Below are 16,616 nucleotides of genomic sequence, written 5' to 3' on the forward strand. Positions count from 1 at the left end.
CGTGGGTATCGTAGAACGCCCGACCTCGTCGCGCGCTGCGGCGTTGCTGTCCGTCATGGCCTTCGTGGCGTGCGCCGACAGTGCATCCGTAGACGACGACCCGCTCCCCCTGATCGAACTGGCGGCGTCGGCCATCGAGGTGCTGGGCACGTCGGAATCCCTCGCGGTGGTCCGGGACCTTGAAGTCCTGGCCGACGGCTCTGTCTGGGTTCTGAATTCTCAGGAGCCGTACTTCCTGGGCTTCGGTGCGGATGGCGCGTCCCTCGGCGCTCACGGATCGCCCGGAGGCGGACCCGACGAATTCCCGATGCCCTCGGCTCTCGTCGCGGGAGGTTGGGAGGGCGAGGCATGGGTCCTGGACCTCCTGCACCATGCGCTGATCCGGATCTCGCGACCCGACGGCGACTCGGAGCAGTTCTCTCTCTCGTCGACGTCCGTCCCCAGGGGCAGCGTGCGAAGCGGCATGAGCATGCTGGATGCCTCGGTGCGGACGGCACGGCTCGGCCGTGAGATCGTCGTGCCTCACTCGACCGCGACGATGCAGGGTGGCGTGCTGCAGTTCCGTTTCGGGCTGCTGGGCGCCGATCTGATAGCCGTGGATCCGGAGACCGGTGGAACGCGAACTGTCGTGGGGCTCGGCAGCGTCCTGGAGGACCCCTCGGGAGACTTCATCGCGAGCGACGGCGGTTTTCCCCTGTGGTATCGGCTGTGGGCTTCCTGCGGCGAGAACCTCGTACGCGTATTCGACCGGGTCACGAACCAGCTGCGCGGGTTCGACGGATCCGGCGCCGAGGTGGACCCCGTCGACCTTCCGCCGGTCCCCTTCACGGAGGTCAGCCCCCGACAGTTCGCCGGAGCCGTGTTCGCGCTGAGGCAGGCGGAGGTGACGGGAGATGTCGCAACCCGGCTTACCCGGGAGGACAGCCTGCGGCTTCTGAACCAGATGGCCGACATGGTGCAGGGGGCGCCGCACGAACTCGCGAGTTACCTGCCGCGCTACGTGGACTTCCGCTGCGATGAGAACGGCACGATGTGGCTGCAGCCCCTCGACGTCGATGCGGGCGGATTGAGCGGCGGTCCGCTGTGGCTGCGCATCGAGCCTGATGGCGGCGCGCGCGACGTGCGACTGCCCGAGCGGTTCGACGCGCTTCGCTTCACCGCCTCCCGGATCTGGGGCGTGTCCCGCGACGAGTTCGATCGCCCCTCCGTAGCGTCCATCCCGCTCCCGCCGCGCTGAAGGAACCCGCGCGACGTTCCTGCGGGAACGTCCGGCCGAGCGCTTGCATGGAACCATCCAGTCCCATACCATGTAGTACAAGGTACATTGCATCGCATGGTATAGGATCTCCGGCACAGGGGTCTCCGGATGAAGAAGCCGGTCTACAAGGAGTTGGTCGCCGCGTCGTCGCGCCCGATGGTGCTCTCCATCCTGGCGGGCGGCGAGACGTACGGGTACGAGATCCTCAAACAGGTCCAGTTGCTCTCGGGCGGCGAACTCGAGTGGTCCGACGGGATGCTCTACCCGGTCCTCCACCGGCTGGAGCGTGACGGCCTCATCAAGGGCCGCTGGCAACTCACCGACGAAGGGCGGCGCCGCAAGTACTACCGGTTGACCGGCCGCGGGAAGCGGCAGCTGGCCACCGACCGCGAGAGTTGGCGCGCCGTGTACGGAGCCCTCCAGGTGTCATGGGGAGGCAGCCATGTTTGAACTGGACAGCGAACTTCGGAACTGGCGGACGCGCGTGGAACGCGGGTCGTCGCTCTCGCCTCGCGAGCTGGATGAACTCGAGGATCACCTGCGCGCCCTGGTCGATCTGGAACTGGAGTTGGACGCCTCACTCGCGCCGCGACGGGCGTTCGCCATCGCACGGCACGCACTCGGGGAACCGAGAGCGCTGTCCCGGGAGTTCGCCCGGGCGGGCCGGCCCCGTTGGAAGCTGCTGCTTGGCGGTGCCACGGCGCTGTACGTCGCATCGCTACTTCTGCCGGCGTTTCGCCTGGATCTGCTTCCGGCATGGGGCGTCGACGCCTGGATGCCGCGGGGGTACGAATTGCTCGCTGACGTCGAACTGCTGCCCCTCAATCTGCCGATGCTCCTGGTCCTTCCTCTCATTTGGCGCATGCGTCGACTAAAGGGCACGTGGATGGCGGGGATCCTCGGAGTCATCGCCGTGCCGACCCTCGCGCTCGGCGTGGCCGATGCGTTGAGGGGGGACGGCACGGTGCTTTCCGGCTATTGGGCGTGGGCCGCTTCGTTCGCACTCGCGTCCGTCGCTCTGTGGCTACGCCGACGAGGCTGGGCATCCGCCCGTTCCAAGAAGCCAGCTCTCCCGGTCTGAATTTCGGCGTATCCCAGGAGTCGAGTCGTGTTTGAACTCGATACTGAAGTCGGAAGGTGGCGCAGAAACCTGGAGCGCAGTTCGTCGCTCTCGGCGCGCGAAGTCGATGAACTCGAGGATCACCTCCGCGCGCGCGTCGATCTCGAGCTTGAGTTGAACCCAGCCCTGGCCACCGACGAGGCGATGGCTATCGCGACGGAAGGACTCGGGCAGCCGGCGGCGATCTCAAGGGAGTTCGCCAAGGCGGGGCGACCCCGGTGGCGGCGCCTCCTGCTGGCGGGCTGGGCGATGTACTCGGTCTCGTTTCTCCTTCCGGCCCTCACCAACCCCTACACCGACGCGACGATCTACGGCTACCGGGCCTTCGGCATGCTGTGGCTCCCCAATCTCATCATGCTGGCGACCCTGCCGACGTTCTGGCGCCGGCGAAGAGCACGACGAGCGTGGACCGCGTGGGTCGTCGTAGCCACAGGCGCGCTGCCCGCGTGTCTCGGCCTTCTACGGATCGCCTATGGTGGCATGGGGTGGAATCTCTGGGTCGGCTATTGGATGTGGTCCGCATCGTTCGTGGTCGTGGCGACCGCCCTGTGGTTCCGCAGCCGCGACTGGGCCTCCGTCCGTCCGAAAAAAAGCACCGCTTAGTCGCTGACGCTCATGGATGCTCGGGAGCCCGGGATGCGTGAACTGGACGTGGAAATCCGGAAATGGCGGAGGCGGCTGAGACGCCGGTCGACGCTCTCTTCCCGCGAACTCGATGAACTCGAGGATCATCTCCGCGCCCGCGTCGACCTGGAGCTCGAGTCGGATGCCTCACTCGCACCGGTGGAAGCGTACACGGCCGCCCGCCGCGCACTCGGTGAACCGGCTGCTCTCCTGCGGGAGTTCTCCCGGGCGGGACAGTCGCGGTGGCAGCGCCTCGTGCTGGCCGGATGGGTGGTCTACGTCACGTCGTTTCTCCTCCCCGTCCTGGTCAGGTCGGGGTCCGGAGCGGCTCCTGCCGGCAGCGGCCGGACGACGTATGGCTACCACTTTCTTGTCGGCCCCCTCCAGGAAGGCGAACTCGGGTCGCAGCTTCTGATTCTGCTCATCAACCTCCCGATGCTGCTGACGCTGCCGACCTTCCGGCACTCGCGTCGCCCTCGCGGATCGTGGCGAATCCTCGGGACGGTGGGCGCCCTGACCCTTGCCCTCGGCGTGCTCACGCAGGGTTGGCCTCCATGGACGACGGCCGGCGCCGTGGGGGGTGGTGTGCATCTCGGTTCCGGCTTCTGGGTATGGTCCACGTCGTTCGTCTGGGTGGCCGCCGCTCTTCTCCTGCGCAAGCGCGAATGGACACGCGCGAACCGGAGAAGGCGGATCAGCGTGGTTCGGAGACCGCCGATCCCCGGCCCGAGTCGTGTTTCGACGTGAAACGGTGCGCAGGTTCGGGTCCGGCGTGAAGCTGCTCCTCGCGCGCTACGCCATGGCGGCGACAGTCATCGGCCTGGCGGCCGCGTGCAGCTGGGTGGGCGGCCCGTCGAGCGGAGCCACGCCCGCCCCATCGGCGGCCCCTGATCTGGAGTCGGTGGCTGGTTATCGCGTCCTCCAACCCGGCGCGTTCATCGCAGGATTCCCGGCCGACCCTCTGGACATGCAGTCGGACCTCCTCGTCGAGCGCGGGTGGGATCTCGCCGTCGGCGCCAGCTCGGGGGATGGTGCAGATGAGATCTACGTCCTCGACACCTTCGCGAAACACGTTCTGCGTCTCGACCGGGATGGGACGCTGCGAGCCGTCATCGGCGGGCCCGGCGGCGGACCCGGCGAGTTCGAAGATCCCTATTCGATCGAAACCGATCCCCGTGGCGGTGTGTGGGTGGCCGACCTGCAGGCCGGCCGGCTATCGCGGTTCGATCCGGATGGACACATGCTGGAGGAGTTACGGATTCCGCCGCTGACGCGCGGCTTCGGCGTGCTGCCCAACGGAGCGGTGCTGTACCGGAAGTTCGAAGGGCGGACGGCGTTGCTTGCGATGCAGTCCGGTGACGACGTGGTGGATCTCGCCGGCGAGCTCCCGCCCGAACTCGCGCCCGATGACGTCCGGGCGATGTGGGCGGAGTACGATCTCGAGTTTGCGGCCGTCGCACGCGACACCGTTGTCGTATTTCGAAACACCGATGTCAGGGCCTACGGCGCGTGGCGCATCGCGCTGGACATCCCGTCGGCCAGGATCGCGGACGTCACGCCGCTCGCCTTTCCGGCCTGGCTCACCGAGGCCATCGCCGCACAGGCCGAAGCGGTTGCGCGCGAGTCCCGCGAAGCCGGCTCCGAAGGCCGGCGGCCCGGCGTGACACGTTCGGTGATCCCCTTCTCGCGCGGTCTGCGGTCGTTGCCGGAGGGTCTATGGGTGACGCCACATCCCACCGGCCATTTCGCCCTCACGACAACGATCCCTCTGACGCCAGGGGACTCGGCTACTGTCGTGGCTCGCGGCACGCGAGAATGGGGATCCGATTGTGTCAAGGTGGACTACGCCGTGGTGGGGGAGCGGCTCGTCGTGCTTTGCCTGGACCAGGTCCGGGTGTACGAACTGCTTCCCGGCACGCCCGATCTGCTGCCCTTCACCGCCGGTTCGATGTGACCCATCTTCTGTCCTTGTTCGATGCTCTGGCGGAAGAGCCGGTGTCGAAGCGCCCGCTGCTCGCGTACGCCTTCGTAAGCGCGTGCCTATGGGTCGGAGCCGGGCTGGCCCACCATGAGCACGGCATTGCCGCGCTGGTGTACGCGCCGGCCTTCGCCGTCCCCCTCATCGTTGCGGGGCACGTCGTCGCTGCCCTGTTGCGGGAACTCCTTGTCACCACTCCGTACTTCGTGGCGCTGGCGGGCGTACTCCTGGTGGTGTCGCGACTCACGCCGGGCAGACCGGTGTCGTTCCGACAGTTCTTCAGCCTTACGGTCCACGCCGGTTACATCCTGCTCGCCGGCCACGCACTTCGAATCGCCCTCGCCGCGGGTGGTGTGGAGCCCTCCGGGGCCATGGCGACCCTGCTGCCGGATCCCGGCGCGATGTTCTCGCCGGAAGCCGACGCGACGACGATCGCTTTTGCCGTGTTCCCCGACTCCCCCGCCGACGTTCTATCGGCGGGAGTGTTCGATACGGCCTTCCACGCGCTGCTCGGCCTCGCCTACTGCCGCATCCGCGGCACGAAGCGCCTGATGGTGGGGGCGGCGTGGGGGACCGGGCTTTCCCTCCTGGCGGATGTCCTCTGGCTGCTCCTGCGGATCGGGGGCTGAGGGGACGCGCTGTATATTGTGTCTCATGGCACACGGGATTTCGGAAATGGACAGTGAGATGAGGACCTTGGTCCGGGCGTCCGCCCTCCTGCTGGCCACCGGATCGGCCACGATTCCAGGCGAAGCCGGCGCCCAGGACGCTGCGGGTGTCGCCTCCGGCTGGATCGTGAGTTCGGAGCCCGAGCGCACATACGGGTGGCTGGACGATGCGCCGGACGGCGAGTTCTCCGCCGTCGTCGGTGTCGTCTACGGACCGGATGGGAGCATCGCCGTAGCGGATCGGACCCTCGCGACGATCACCGTGCTTGCCGCCGATGGGACGGTCATGGCCACGATGGGGCGCGCGGGCGACGGTCCCGGGGAATTCCGGAGGCTGGCGGGCATCGCAGCGGGCGGGGAGGGTCGGATTGTCGCCTTCGATGGCGAACTCCAGCGGCTGTCGGAATGGACCTTCGACGGATCGCTGTCCGACGACACGAGGCTGAGCCGCGCGGGCGCCGCCAGAGGGATCGGCGAAATCGGACGATTCGCGGACGGGAATTGGTACGCGCGCGAGCAGGATCGCATGGTCGCCGCGGATCCGGGCGGTGTGGGCCGGGATACGGTCGGCTTCCACCGGCTCCGGCAGGACGGCATGGTCGGCGAGGCGCTGGCGCGGGTGCCCGGGAGCCTCAGTTCGCAGTTCGTCGTCGAGGGAATGCCCGGGATCCGCGGAGCGCTGTTCTCGCCGCGGACCCTCGGTGCCGTCCGAGGCAACTGCCTCCTGCTCGCCGCGGGTGACGAACCCGTCGTACAGGTCTTCGACAGGACGGGCACCGCGCGCGGAGAACTGCACTTCGACATCGCGGTTGACCGCGTGACGGAGGAACACAGAGAACGGTGGGTCGCGGCGTCGGTCGCAGCCGCCGAACGTGCAATGGGCGGCGAGATCGTCCCGGAGGCGGTCCGGATGATCGAGGTGATGGGCGAAGCGGTCGGGATGGCTGAGCGGGTTCCGTTCGCCAACGACCTCATCGTGGACGATCTGGGATACATCTGGATCCAGTCCTGGCAACTTCCCGATGGCCCGGGCAGTCCGGAGTGGCGCGTCTTCACGGAAACCGGCCGCGGGATCGGGACCGTCCGGTTGTCCGAAGGGCTTCGCGTGCTGGACATTTCGGCGGGGGCCCTCACAGGCGTCCGAACGGATGAGTTCGGCCGGCAGTTCGTGCAGGTGCACGCCCTCGAGCGAGGCGGCGACCTCAAGCGTCGCCCTCTGCCGCCGGGCTGCGGTTGATCGCCCCCGTGCGGCGCTGGAGTCGGTCATTCCCCGTACCTGCGGTGTGGATCGCGTCCATGTGGTTCCCGGTGGAGGCGCAGGGACAGGAACGCACCCCGCAAACCGCCACCACGACAACGTTCGCCGCCGTAGACCCGGCGACGATCGAGGTCCGGCAAGCGAACGTAGTGGTCCGGATCAGTACAGCGGCGGAAACGGCGCTTCCCGCCGCGGGCGGAATCGCCGATGTCCGTTGGGTCGCCGCGACACCTGGCGGATTTGCCGTGGTGGACCCCGCTTCGTCGATGGTTGGCTTCTTTGACGAGAGCGGCGAGTGGCTGGGGCATGCAGGCTCGCGAGGCGAAGGACCCGGCGAATTCTCGGGGCGCATTTCTAACGCCGTGTCGCACGGTGGTCATCTCTGGGTGCCCGATCCTCGGAATCGTCGACTGAACGTCATCGATATCTCCACGCGCTCATGGCTCCGGTCTACGTCCCTGGATATCCTGGCGGGCTTCCCGGTGACCTGGTTGTCTCCCGGCAACGGGGAACTCGTGGCCGTGCTGTGGGGCTATGGCGCGGAGTCGCGGAACTGGAGTGTCCGTCGCTGGACGGGCGATGCGCTGGAAACAGCGTTCCGTTGGGTAGACGAAGAAGGCCGACATGGCTGGGGGGCGCGGATTCTGGTCGTGGAAGCCGCCGGGGAGGGGATGGTTGCTTTGCTTGATCGCCAGGCGGGAGTCGTGGATGTGTACGACTTGAGCGGCAGCCTCGCGGCACGGTACGTCTTCGATGATGACGCCGCCCTGGCTCTGTCGGGAGATGATCGTGCGTATCTGGATCGCTTGCGCGAGCCGATGCTCGCGCGGGCGGCTGACAACGTCGCCCGCAGGTTGAGCGCGCTGTCGGCGCAGGTGCCTCGAAACGTCCGAGATGAACTGGGAAGAGGAGCAGCGGAAAGCCGGGTGGCGCAACCGTCCCACTTCAGTGATCGATACCCGTTCTTTCTCGACGTCAGATTCGATCCCGGGTGCGAGACCATTTGGGTCGCGCGACCTCTGACCGCGAACGAGATCCGGGATCTTCCCGTACAGTTGGACTGGGCGGTTCTGGGGAACTCATCCAGGTACTGGGACGCATACACTTTCGATGGCACCTTCCGCTATCGGCTCGAAGTTCCTCTCGGATTCATCGTCACCGATGTGCAAGATGGCCGGTTCTATGGGTACCAAGTCGACGCTCTCGGCCTGAGGCATGCGGTGGTCCTGTCGCTCCCGTAGCGGCCAGCGTGTAGACCTTGCCCGCCGTCCGCCGCGAAAGACTGCGGCTGGCCGGGCGATCTGCGTCGATGGTACATTTTTCAGTTGGTGTATTCTTGCACCCTGCGGGGTGCGACGCGGCTGCCTGGAAGAGGCTTCGGCCATGCGAACATCGCTTCTGCTGCTGGTCGCAGCGGGTGTTCTCCCGAGTCCAGCCGTCGGTCAAGAGGCCGACGGCGTACGGGGCGTCGCGCATCCACCGGCCAGTTGGCTCCAGTCGATCTCACGGCTGACGGCGCCGACATCGGCTCCCTCCGTCGACACGCTTTCCGTCGAAGTCGCGCAGAGCGTGGTCGCCGGGACGTGCATGCGCTGCCACAACCCGCGCCGGGTCAGCGGGGGCATGTCGCTCGAGACCTTCGAGGTGACCTCGGCCTCCGACAACGCGGTGATCGCGGAGCGGATGGTGCGGAAGCTGCGGGCCGGGATGATGCCGCCGGTCGGCGTCCGCCGGCCGACCCCCGACAGCCTGCGAACGCTCGCGGCCGTCCTCGAGTCCCGGCTCGACGCGGCGTGGGAGGCGAACCCGAACCCGGGACGGCGGACCTTCCAGCGGCTGAACCGGGCCGAGTACTCGCGCTCCATCTACGATCTCCTCGACCTGGACATCGACGCCGGCGACTACCTGCCGCTGGATACGAAGAGCGCGAACTTCGACAACATCGCCGACGTCCAGTTGCTCTCCCCGACGCTCATGGACGGGTATCTGCGCGCGGCGAGCGAGATCAGCCGGCTCGCTGTGGGCGACCCGGAGGTCACGCCGAGCGAGGCGACGTTCCGGGTGTCGCGCTGGACCTCCCAGGCGGAGCACGTCGAGGGCACGCCATACGGGAGCCGCGGCGGCGTCGCGGTGGACCACAACTTCCCGGCCGACGGGGAGTACGTCTTCCGCGTCTCCTTCCATCACGAGACGACCGGCGCCCTGTTCGGGAACGGGAAGGGCGCCCTTCACACGACCGATGAGCCCGAACGGATCGAGATCTCGATCGACGGCGAACGGGTCGCGCTCCTCGAAATCGACCGCTGGATGCACGTCTCCGATCCCGACGGCGTGAACCTCCGGACGGATCCCGTCTTCATCGAGGCGGGGCCGCACCGGGTGGCGGCCGCCTTCATCCGCACCTTCGAGGGACCGTCGCAGGACCTGATGTCGCCGCACGACTGGTCGATCGCCAGCACGAGCATTACGGACGCGTACGGGTTCACGACGCTGCCGCACCTGCGGGACCTCGCGGTGACGGGGCCCTTCGCTCCGGCGGGGATGTCGTCCACGCCGAGCCGCGAGCGCGTGTTCTCGTGCCGCCCCTCCACGCAGGAGGAGGAGGTTCGGTGCGCGGAAGCGATCCTCGCGCGGCTGGGGACGAGGGCCTACCGCCGGCCGCTGACGGACGACAACCTCGCCGCGCTCATGAACCTGTACCGCGCCGGGGCGGGAGCGGGCGGGTTCGAGGAGGGGATCCGGCTCGCGCTGGAGGGGATTCTCGCGAGCCCGCACTTCGTGTTCCGGTTCGAGGAACGTCCCGCGCGCGAAGCGGACGGGGTGTACGCGCTGGACGACTACGATCTCGCCTCGCGGCTCTCCTTCTTCCTCTGGGCCACGGGCCCGGATGACGAACTGCTGGGGGTCGCCGCGGAGGGCCGGCTCTCCGACCCGGCGGTGCTCGCCGCGCAGGTGCGCCGCATGCTGGCCGATCCGCGCGCCGAGGCGTTGGCCACGCGTTTCGCGGGACAGTGGTTCCGGCTGCAGGACCTCGAGGGCATGAACCCCGACGTCCGCCTCTATCCGGACTTCGACCAGCAGCTCAAGGAGGCGATGCACCGCGAGACGGAACTGCTCTTCCACACCCTGGTGCAGGAAGACCGGAGTCTGCTCGAACTGCTGACGGCCGACTACACGTTCGTGAACGAGCGTCTGGCCCGGCACTACGGCATCCCCGGCGTGACGGGAACGGATTTCCGCAGGATCGAGATCCTTGAACCGGAGCGTCGCGGCGTGCTGGGGCACGGGAGCGTCCTCACCCTCACCTCGCACGCGAGCCGGACGTCTCCGGTGCTGCGAGGGAAGTGGGTGATGGAGGTGTTGCTGGGGACGCCCCCGCCTCCGCCCCCGCCGGATGTCTCCGATCTGGAGGCGACGCCGGAGGCCGAGGAGGGCCGCCTGCTCACCGTGCGGGAGCGGCTGGAGATGCACCGCGCGAGCCCGGCCTGCCGTTCGTGCCACCGCGTGATCGACCCGATCGGTCTCGCGCTGGAGTACTTCGACGGGACGGGGGCACGCCGGATCAAGGACAGCGGGAGGCCGATCGAGGCGCAGGGCGAACTCTACGACGGCACGCCGGTGACGAGCGCGGCGGACCTGCGCGCGGCGCTTCTTGCCCGGCCGGTGCCGCTCGTGCGCGCGTTCACGGAGAACCTGCTCGCCTACGCGCTGGGCCGGCGGGTCGAGTACTACGACATGCCGACCGTGCGGTCCATCGCGCGGCAGGCCGCCGAACAGGACCACCGCATGTCCGCGTTCATCCTCGGCGTGGTCAACAGCCCGGCGTTCCGGTTGAAGGGGACCGAGGCCGTGGTCGACGACATGCAAGCGGGATCCCAGGAGGACTGATGGAGTTCATCACAGGGAAACACCTCTCTCGCCGCACGTTCCTTCGGGGCGCGGGGGCGACCGTCGCCCTGCCGCTGCTCGACGCGATGGTGCCGGCGGGCCGGCTATGGGCGCGTGAGGTCGCGGATCCGACGCGGCTCGTCTGCATCGAGATGGTGCACGGCTCGGCGGGGAGCAGCGGGTTCGGGGCGGCGCAGAACTACTGGTCTCCCGCAGCGACGGGCCGGGCGTTCGACCTGTCGCCGACCGCGTTGAGTTCGCTCGAGCCGTACCGGGATCTTCTCACGATCATCAGCGATACGGACGTCGAGCCGGCCGAAGCCAGGCAGCCGAAGGAAATCGGGGGCGACCACTTCCGGTCGAGCGCGACGTTCCTCACGCAGGCGCATCCGAAACAGACCGAGAGTTCGGACGTCTTCGTAGGGACCTCGATGGACCAGTTGTACGCGAACCGGTTCGGGCAGGACACGCCGATCCCGTCCATGCAGCTCTGCATCGAGAACGTCGACCAGGCGGGGGGCTGCGCGTACGGGTACGCGTGCGTCTACACGGACACGATCAGCTGGTCGTCTCCGACGCAGCCGCTTCCGATGATCCGGGATCCGCGGGTCGCGTTCGACCAGCTCTTCGGGGCGGGCGGGACGCCGGAGGCGCGCGCGGCGCGACAACGCTCGAGCGCCAGCATCCTCGACTTCCTCACCGGCGAGGTCGCGAGCCTGAAGGGCCGGCTCGATCCGTCCGACCGGCAGCGCATGGACCGCTACCTGGAGAACGTGCGGGAGATCGAGCGCCGCATCCAGCGGGTCGTGGCGCGCAACGAGTCCGGCGAGAACCGGGATCTTCCGGAGGCGCCGGCGGGCGTGCCCGATTCGTTCGACGAGCACGTGAAGCTGATGTTCGACCTGCAGGCGCTCGCCTTCCAGGCGGACATGACGCGCGTGTTCTCGTTCAAGATGGGACGGGACGCGTCGGGGCGGGTCTACCCGGAGAGCGGGATCGACAACGGCTTCCACCCGGCGTCGCACCACGGCGACAACGAGAACAACATCACGGACTTCGCGCAGATCAACCGCTACCACGTCGGGCTCGTCCCGTACTTCCTCGACCGGCTGAAGGAGTCGATGGAGGGAGACACGCACCTGCTCGACAAGACGATGATCGTCTACGGGTCGCCGATGGGCGATCCGAACGTACACAACCACAAGCGGTGCCCGCTCTTCGTGGTGGGCGGCGCGCACGGGAGGATGGAGGGCAACCTGCACCTGCGGGCCGCGCCGGGGACGCCGATGGCGAACGTGATGCTGAGCCTCATGCACCGGCTCGGGATGGACGACATGACGAGCTTCGGGAACAGCACCGGAGCGTTCTCCTTCGCGGAGGCGGCGGACTGATGCGGCGCGCGCGATCGATCGTCTTCGCGGGCGCGGCGCTGCTCGCGCTCGGGGCGGCGGCGCCGGCCGGGGCGCCGGCCGGGCCGGATGCTCCGGTGGCCGACGCGGCCATGCGCGGCGATCTGGACGCCGTGCGGGCGCTGCTCGCCGCGGGCGAGGACGTGAACGGCGCCCTGGGCGACGGCATGACGGCACTCCACTGGGCCGCGATGAAGGGACGGCTCGACGTGGCCGAGGTGCTGATCGACGCGGGCGCGGACCTCGGGGCGGGCACGCGGCTGGGCGGGCACACGCCGCTCCACGTGGCGAGCCGGGCGGCGCACGCGCCGCTCGTGGACGCGCTGCTGAAGGCGGGCGCCGACGCCGACGCCGCGACCTCGACCGGTGCGACCGCGCTGCACTTCGCGGCCTCGGCCGGGTCGCCGGAGGCGGTCGCGGCGCTGCTGCGCCACGGCGCCGATGCGGACGCCCGGGAGCCCGAGTGGGGCCAGACGCCGCTCATGTTCGCCGCGGCGGCGGGCCGCGCCGGCTCGGTGAGTGCCCTCATCGACGCGGGGGCCGACGCCTCGCTCACGGCGTACGTGCTCGACATCGTCGCCCGGGACGCGTGGGACCAGCTCGACCGCCGCGAACGCAACGCCCGCGTGGCCGCGCTCCGGGCCGGCCGTACGCCGCCGGCCCCGTCACGGCGCGAAGCCGCCCCCAAGCCCACCGCCGGGCCCGGCCCCGGCCTCCAGACCGTGCGGCTCGAGGACCCCGAGGAGCCCACCTGCTCCGGTTGCCTGGGCAACTACGCCGACCTCGTCGGCACGCACGGCGGGCTGACGGCGCTGCTGCTCGCGGCCCGCGAAGGCCACCGGGACGCGGCGCTCGTTCTGCTCGACAAGGGTGCGGACATCGACCAGCGGAGCGCCGCGGACGACACGACCCCGCTGCTCATCGCGATGATCAACGGACATTTCGATCTCGCGATGGAACTCTTCGCGCGCGGCGCCGATCCCAACCTCGCGAGCGACGCCGGCGCCACGCCGCTCTACGCGGCGCTCAACATGCACTGGGCGCCGAAGGCCCGGCACCCGCAGCCCACGGACGTGCACCAGCAGGAGTGGTCGTACGTCGACGTGATGCGCACGCTGCTCGACGCCGGCGTCGACCCGAATCCGCGGCTGAAGAAGTCGCTCTGGTTCACGACGTACAACCGGGACCTGCTCGGCGTCGACCGCACCGGCGCTACGCCCTTCTGGCGCGCCGCGCACGCGCTCGACATCGAAGCCATGAAGCTGCTCCTCGAGTACGGGGCCGATCCCGCGACGCCGACGGCGAAGGTGCCGGCGAGGCGTTACGGCCGTGGCGGAGACGACATCGATCACTCCGGCCTCGACCCGATCCCCGTCGGCGGTCCGGCGGTCCACCCCATCCACGCGGCGGCCGGCGTCGGCTACGGGCAGGGCTTCGCCGGCAACTCGCACCGCCACGTGCCGGACGGGTGGCTACCCGCCATGAAGTTCCTCGTCGAGGAACTCGGCGCCGACGTGAACGCGCGCGACCACAACGGCTACACGCCCGCCCACCACGCCGCCTCGCGCGGCGACAACGAGATGATCCTCTATCTCGTCGAACAGGGCGCCGACGTGACGCTCGTGGCCCGCAACGGCCAGACGACCGTCGACCTGGCCAACGGGCCGGTGCAGCGCGTGCAGCCGTTCCCGGAGACGATCGCCCTCCTCGAGAGTCTGGGGGCGAAGAACAACCACCGCTGCGTCTCCTGCTGAGCTTACGCCGTCGGCTGTCCGTGCCGAGAACCTTCAACCAAGCCCGGCGACGTCAGGCCGGCCTGACCTGACCATGCCGGATACCGTCACCGTCCGGGAACTGCTCGCGGGCGGTTCGGGGGAGAGTCCCGCCATCGACGCCCCCGGCCGCGATCCGCTCGACTTCACGGGCCTGCGCCGCCAGGTCGAAGAGACCGTGAGCGCCCTCAACCGGTTCGGCATCGGGCGGAACGATGGGGTGGCGATCGTCCTCCCGAACGGGCCCGAGATGGCCTCCGCCTTCGTCTCCGTGGCGTGCGCCGCCACGGCTGCGCCGCTGAACCCCGTCTACCGGCAGCCGGAATACGAGTTCTATCTCTCGGATCTCGACGCGAAGGCGGTCATCCTGGAATTCGGGAGCGACTCGCCGGCGCGGGCCGCGGCCGTGGAACGGGGGATCGCGATACTCGAGTTGTGTGTCGACCCGGAGGCGCCGGCCGGGACCTTCCACCTGGCGCGGTCGCGCACCGGCGGGGACGGGTCGGGCGGCGAGGGCCCCGAGAACCCGGCGGCGAACGCCCTCCGGGGCGGGCTCGCGGAAGAGGACGATGTCGCCCTCATCCTCCATACATCGGGGACGACGTCCCGGCCCAAGATCGTGCCGCTCTCGCACCGGAACGTGTGCGCCTCGGCGGACAACGTCGCGCACACGCTGCGGCTCACGGCCGCCGACCGCTGTCTGAACGTGATGCCGCTGTTCCACATCCACGGGCTCATCGCCGCGGTCCTCGCCCCGCTCCGCGTCGGCGCCTCGATCTTCGCCACGCCCGGTTTCAACGCGCTGCGCTTCTTCTCGTGGCTCGATGAGGCGCGGCCGACCTACTACTCGGCCGTTCCCACCATGCACCAGGCGATCCTCGTGCGCGCGCCAAGGAATCGGGACGTGATCGAACGGACCGGCCTCCGCTTCATCCGCTCGGCCTCGGCTCCCCTCCTGCCGCAGGTGATGGCGGAACTCGAGGCGACGTTCGGCGTCCCGGTCATCGAGTCGTACGCCATGACCGAGGCCGCACACCAGATGACGAGCAACCCGCTCCCCCCCGCGGTGCGCAAGCCGGGGACGGTGGGCGTCGCGGCCGGCCCCGAGGTGTCGGTGATGGCCGAGGCGGGCCCGCAGCTCCTGCCGGCGGGCGAAGTGGGCGAGATCGTGATCCGCGGCGCGAACGTCACGCGGGGATACGAGAACAACCCCGCCGCGAATGCCGAAGCCTTCACGGATGGGTGGTTGCGCACGGGCGACGAGGGCGTGATGGATGCCGAGGGATACCTGAGGATCACGGGTCGTCTGAAGGAGATCATCAACCGCGGCGGGGAGAAGATATCGCCCCGCGAGATCGACGAGGCGATCCTCGACCATCCCGCGATCCGCCAGGTGGTGGCGTTTGCGATGCCGCACCCCAAGCTGGGCGAGGAGGTCGCGGCCGCGGCGGTACTCCGCCTGGGCATGACCGCGACGCCGGAGGAGATCCGGGCGTTCGCGGCGGACCGCCTCGCCGACTTCAAGGTGCCGCGGAAGATTCTCATCATGGACGACATCCCCAAGGGTCCCACCGGCAAGCTCCAGCGCATCGGCATGGCCGAGAAGCTCGGCCTGACCTGACCGCCGGCGGCTGATGCGGATCTGCATCTACGGAGCCGGCGCGATCGGGGGATACCTCGGCGCGCAGCTTTCCCTGGCGGGTCGAGACGTCACCCTCATCGCGCGCGGCCCACACCTGAAGGCGATGCAGCAACACGGCGTGCGGCTGCTGATCGACGGCGAGGAGCGCGTCGCGCACCCCGTCTGCACGGACGATCCGTCGAAGGCGGGGCCTCAGGATTACGTGATCGTCACGCTCAAGGCCCATTCCGTCCCCTGGATCGTGGAACCGATGCAGCCGCTGCTCGGGCCCGACACCGCCGTCGTCATGGCGACGAACGGTCTCCCGTGGTGGTACTTCTACCAACTCGAGGGACCGTGGCGGGACCGCCGCCTCGAGAGCCTCGACCCCGGCGGCGTGCAGTGGGACGGGATCGGTCCGGAGCGCGTGATCGGCTGCGTGGTGTACGCGGCCACCGAGGTGTCGGAACCCGGCGTCATCCGGCACCTGAAGTACAACCGGTTCACGCTCGGCGAGCCCAGCGGCGAGAAAACCGGGCGCGTGCGGCGGCTGGCGAAGGCGATGATCGAAGCCGGCTTCCGGGCTCCGGTCCGGGGAATCCGGAACGAGATGTGGGTGAAGCTGTGGGGGAACCTCGCCTTCAACCCGATCAGCGCGCTCACGCTCGGGACGCTGGGGACCATAGCCGGCGACCCCGGCACGCGCGCGGTCGCGAAGGCGATGATGCTCGAAGGACAGGCCGTGGCCGAAGCCCTGGGCGCGCGCTTCTCGATCGACATCGAGCGGCGAATCGAGGGGATCGCGGCCGTGGGCGAGCACCGCACGTCGATGCTGCAGGACCTCGACAAGGGTCGTCCGATGGAGATCGACGCCCTCGTCACGGCGGTCCAGGAGATGGGGCGCATGGTGGAGGTCCCCACCCCCACGATCGACGTGGTCCTCGCCCTGGTCCGCCAGCGCGCCCGCGCCGCCGGCGCCTACCCCTCCGCATGAATTCCACCCGGAGTCCCAGGGAGAAC

At 69.1% G+C, this 16,616-nt stretch carries 14 protein-coding genes; all 14 read left to right on the forward strand.

What is annotated here, in order from left to right; translation table 11 throughout:
- Position 1: 1 nt before the first annotated feature.
- The 14 genes from ACQY5G_RS05040 (at position 2) to ACQY5G_RS05105 (ending at position 16,590) form a co-directional block, all read left to right on the forward strand.
- Complete coding sequence (locus ACQY5G_RS05040) at positions 2–1,237, forward strand: hypothetical protein (RefSeq protein ID WP_428277601.1); 1,236 nt, start codon at positions 2–4, stop codon at positions 1,235–1,237.
- Between the two features lie 129 nt (positions 1,238–1,366).
- Positions 1,367–1,708, forward strand: coding sequence for a PadR family transcriptional regulator (locus ACQY5G_RS05045; RefSeq protein ID WP_428277603.1), 342 nt, complete (start codon positions 1,367–1,369; stop codon positions 1,706–1,708).
- Positions 1,701–2,339, forward strand: a complete 639-nt coding sequence (locus ACQY5G_RS05050; RefSeq protein ID WP_428277605.1) for a hypothetical protein — start codon at positions 1,701–1,703, stop codon at positions 2,337–2,339. Before ACQY5G_RS05045 ends, ACQY5G_RS05050 begins: the two co-directional genes overlap by 8 nt.
- A gap of 27 nt (positions 2,340–2,366) precedes the next feature.
- Positions 2,367–2,981, forward strand: a complete 615-nt coding sequence (locus ACQY5G_RS05055) for a hypothetical protein (protein WP_428277607.1) — start codon at positions 2,367–2,369, stop codon at positions 2,979–2,981.
- Positions 2,982–3,014: 33 nt separating this feature from the next.
- A complete protein-coding gene (locus ACQY5G_RS05060; RefSeq protein ID WP_428277608.1) occupies positions 3,015–3,749 on the forward strand; it encodes a hypothetical protein in 735 nt (244 codons plus the stop codon).
- Positions 3,736–4,956 carry a hypothetical protein gene (locus ACQY5G_RS05065; protein ID WP_428277610.1) on the forward strand — a complete coding sequence of 407 codons (1,221 nt, stop codon included), beginning with the start codon at positions 3,736–3,738 and terminating at the stop codon, positions 4,954–4,956. Before ACQY5G_RS05060 ends, ACQY5G_RS05065 begins: the two co-directional genes overlap by 14 nt.
- Before the next feature lie 41 nt (positions 4,957–4,997).
- Positions 4,998–5,609, forward strand: a complete 612-nt coding sequence (locus ACQY5G_RS05070; RefSeq protein WP_428277612.1) for a hypothetical protein — start codon at positions 4,998–5,000, stop codon at positions 5,607–5,609.
- A 58-nt stretch (positions 5,610–5,667) separates the two neighbouring features.
- Complete coding sequence (locus ACQY5G_RS05075) at positions 5,668–6,885, forward strand: hypothetical protein (RefSeq protein WP_428277614.1); 1,218 nt, start codon at positions 5,668–5,670, stop codon at positions 6,883–6,885.
- 59 nt (positions 6,886–6,944) lie between these two features.
- Positions 6,945–8,147 (forward strand): hypothetical protein, encoded by a 1,203-nt coding sequence (locus ACQY5G_RS05080; RefSeq protein WP_428277616.1) that lies wholly within the window; start codon positions 6,945–6,947, stop codon positions 8,145–8,147.
- A 142-nt stretch (positions 8,148–8,289) separates the two neighbouring features.
- Complete coding sequence (locus tag ACQY5G_RS05085) at positions 8,290–10,794, forward strand: DUF1592 domain-containing protein (protein WP_428277618.1); 2,505 nt, start codon at positions 8,290–8,292, stop codon at positions 10,792–10,794.
- Positions 10,794–12,185 (forward strand): DUF1552 domain-containing protein, encoded by a 1,392-nt coding sequence (locus ACQY5G_RS05090; RefSeq protein WP_428277620.1) that lies wholly within the window; start codon positions 10,794–10,796, stop codon positions 12,183–12,185. The genes ACQY5G_RS05085 and ACQY5G_RS05090 overlap by 1 nt, the downstream gene beginning before the upstream one ends.
- Positions 12,185–13,957 carry an ankyrin repeat domain-containing protein gene (locus ACQY5G_RS05095; protein WP_428277622.1) on the forward strand — a complete coding sequence of 591 codons (1,773 nt, stop codon included), beginning with the start codon at positions 12,185–12,187 and terminating at the stop codon, positions 13,955–13,957. The genes ACQY5G_RS05090 and ACQY5G_RS05095 overlap by 1 nt, the downstream gene beginning before the upstream one ends.
- Before the next feature lie 73 nt (positions 13,958–14,030).
- Positions 14,031–15,596: an acyl--CoA ligase gene (locus tag ACQY5G_RS05100; protein WP_428277624.1), complete on the forward strand. Its 1,566-nt coding sequence runs from the start codon at positions 14,031–14,033 to the stop codon at positions 15,594–15,596.
- A gap of 13 nt (positions 15,597–15,609) precedes the next feature.
- Complete coding sequence (locus ACQY5G_RS05105) at positions 15,610–16,590, forward strand: 2-dehydropantoate 2-reductase (protein WP_428277626.1); 981 nt, start codon at positions 15,610–15,612, stop codon at positions 16,588–16,590.
- Positions 16,591–16,616 lie beyond the last annotated feature (26 nt).

It is taken from the genome of Candidatus Palauibacter sp. (assembly GCF_965261555.1).
Taxonomy (GTDB): Bacteria; Gemmatimonadota; Gemmatimonadetes; order Palauibacterales; family Palauibacteraceae; genus Palauibacter.

Bases quoted from the DNA above. Each gene is read 5' to 3' on its own strand.
- ACQY5G_RS05045 (WP_428277603.1), top strand. From the start codon at position 1,367: ATGAAGAAGCCGGTCTACAAGGAGTTGGTCGCCGCGTCGTCGCGCCCG.
- ACQY5G_RS05050 (WP_428277605.1), top strand. From the start codon at position 1,701: ATGTTTGAACTGGACAGCGAACTTCGGAACTGGCGGACGCGCGTGGAA.
- ACQY5G_RS05060 (WP_428277608.1), top strand. From the start codon at position 3,015: ATGCGTGAACTGGACGTGGAAATCCGGAAATGGCGGAGGCGGCTGAGA.
- ACQY5G_RS05075 (WP_428277614.1), top strand. From the start codon at position 5,668: ATGAGGACCTTGGTCCGGGCGTCCGCCCTCCTGCTGGCCACCGGATCG.
- ACQY5G_RS05080 (WP_428277616.1), top strand. From the start codon at position 6,945: ATGTGGTTCCCGGTGGAGGCGCAGGGACAGGAACGCACCCCGCAAACC.
- ACQY5G_RS05085 (WP_428277618.1), top strand. From the start codon at position 8,290: ATGCGAACATCGCTTCTGCTGCTGGTCGCAGCGGGTGTTCTCCCGAGT.
- ACQY5G_RS05090 (WP_428277620.1), top strand. From the start codon at position 10,794: ATGGAGTTCATCACAGGGAAACACCTCTCTCGCCGCACGTTCCTTCGG.
- ACQY5G_RS05095 (WP_428277622.1), top strand. From the start codon at position 12,185: ATGCGGCGCGCGCGATCGATCGTCTTCGCGGGCGCGGCGCTGCTCGCG.
- ACQY5G_RS05100 (WP_428277624.1), top strand. From the start codon at position 14,031: ATGCCGGATACCGTCACCGTCCGGGAACTGCTCGCGGGCGGTTCGGGG.
- ACQY5G_RS05105 (WP_428277626.1), top strand. From the start codon at position 15,610: ATGCGGATCTGCATCTACGGAGCCGGCGCGATCGGGGGATACCTCGGC.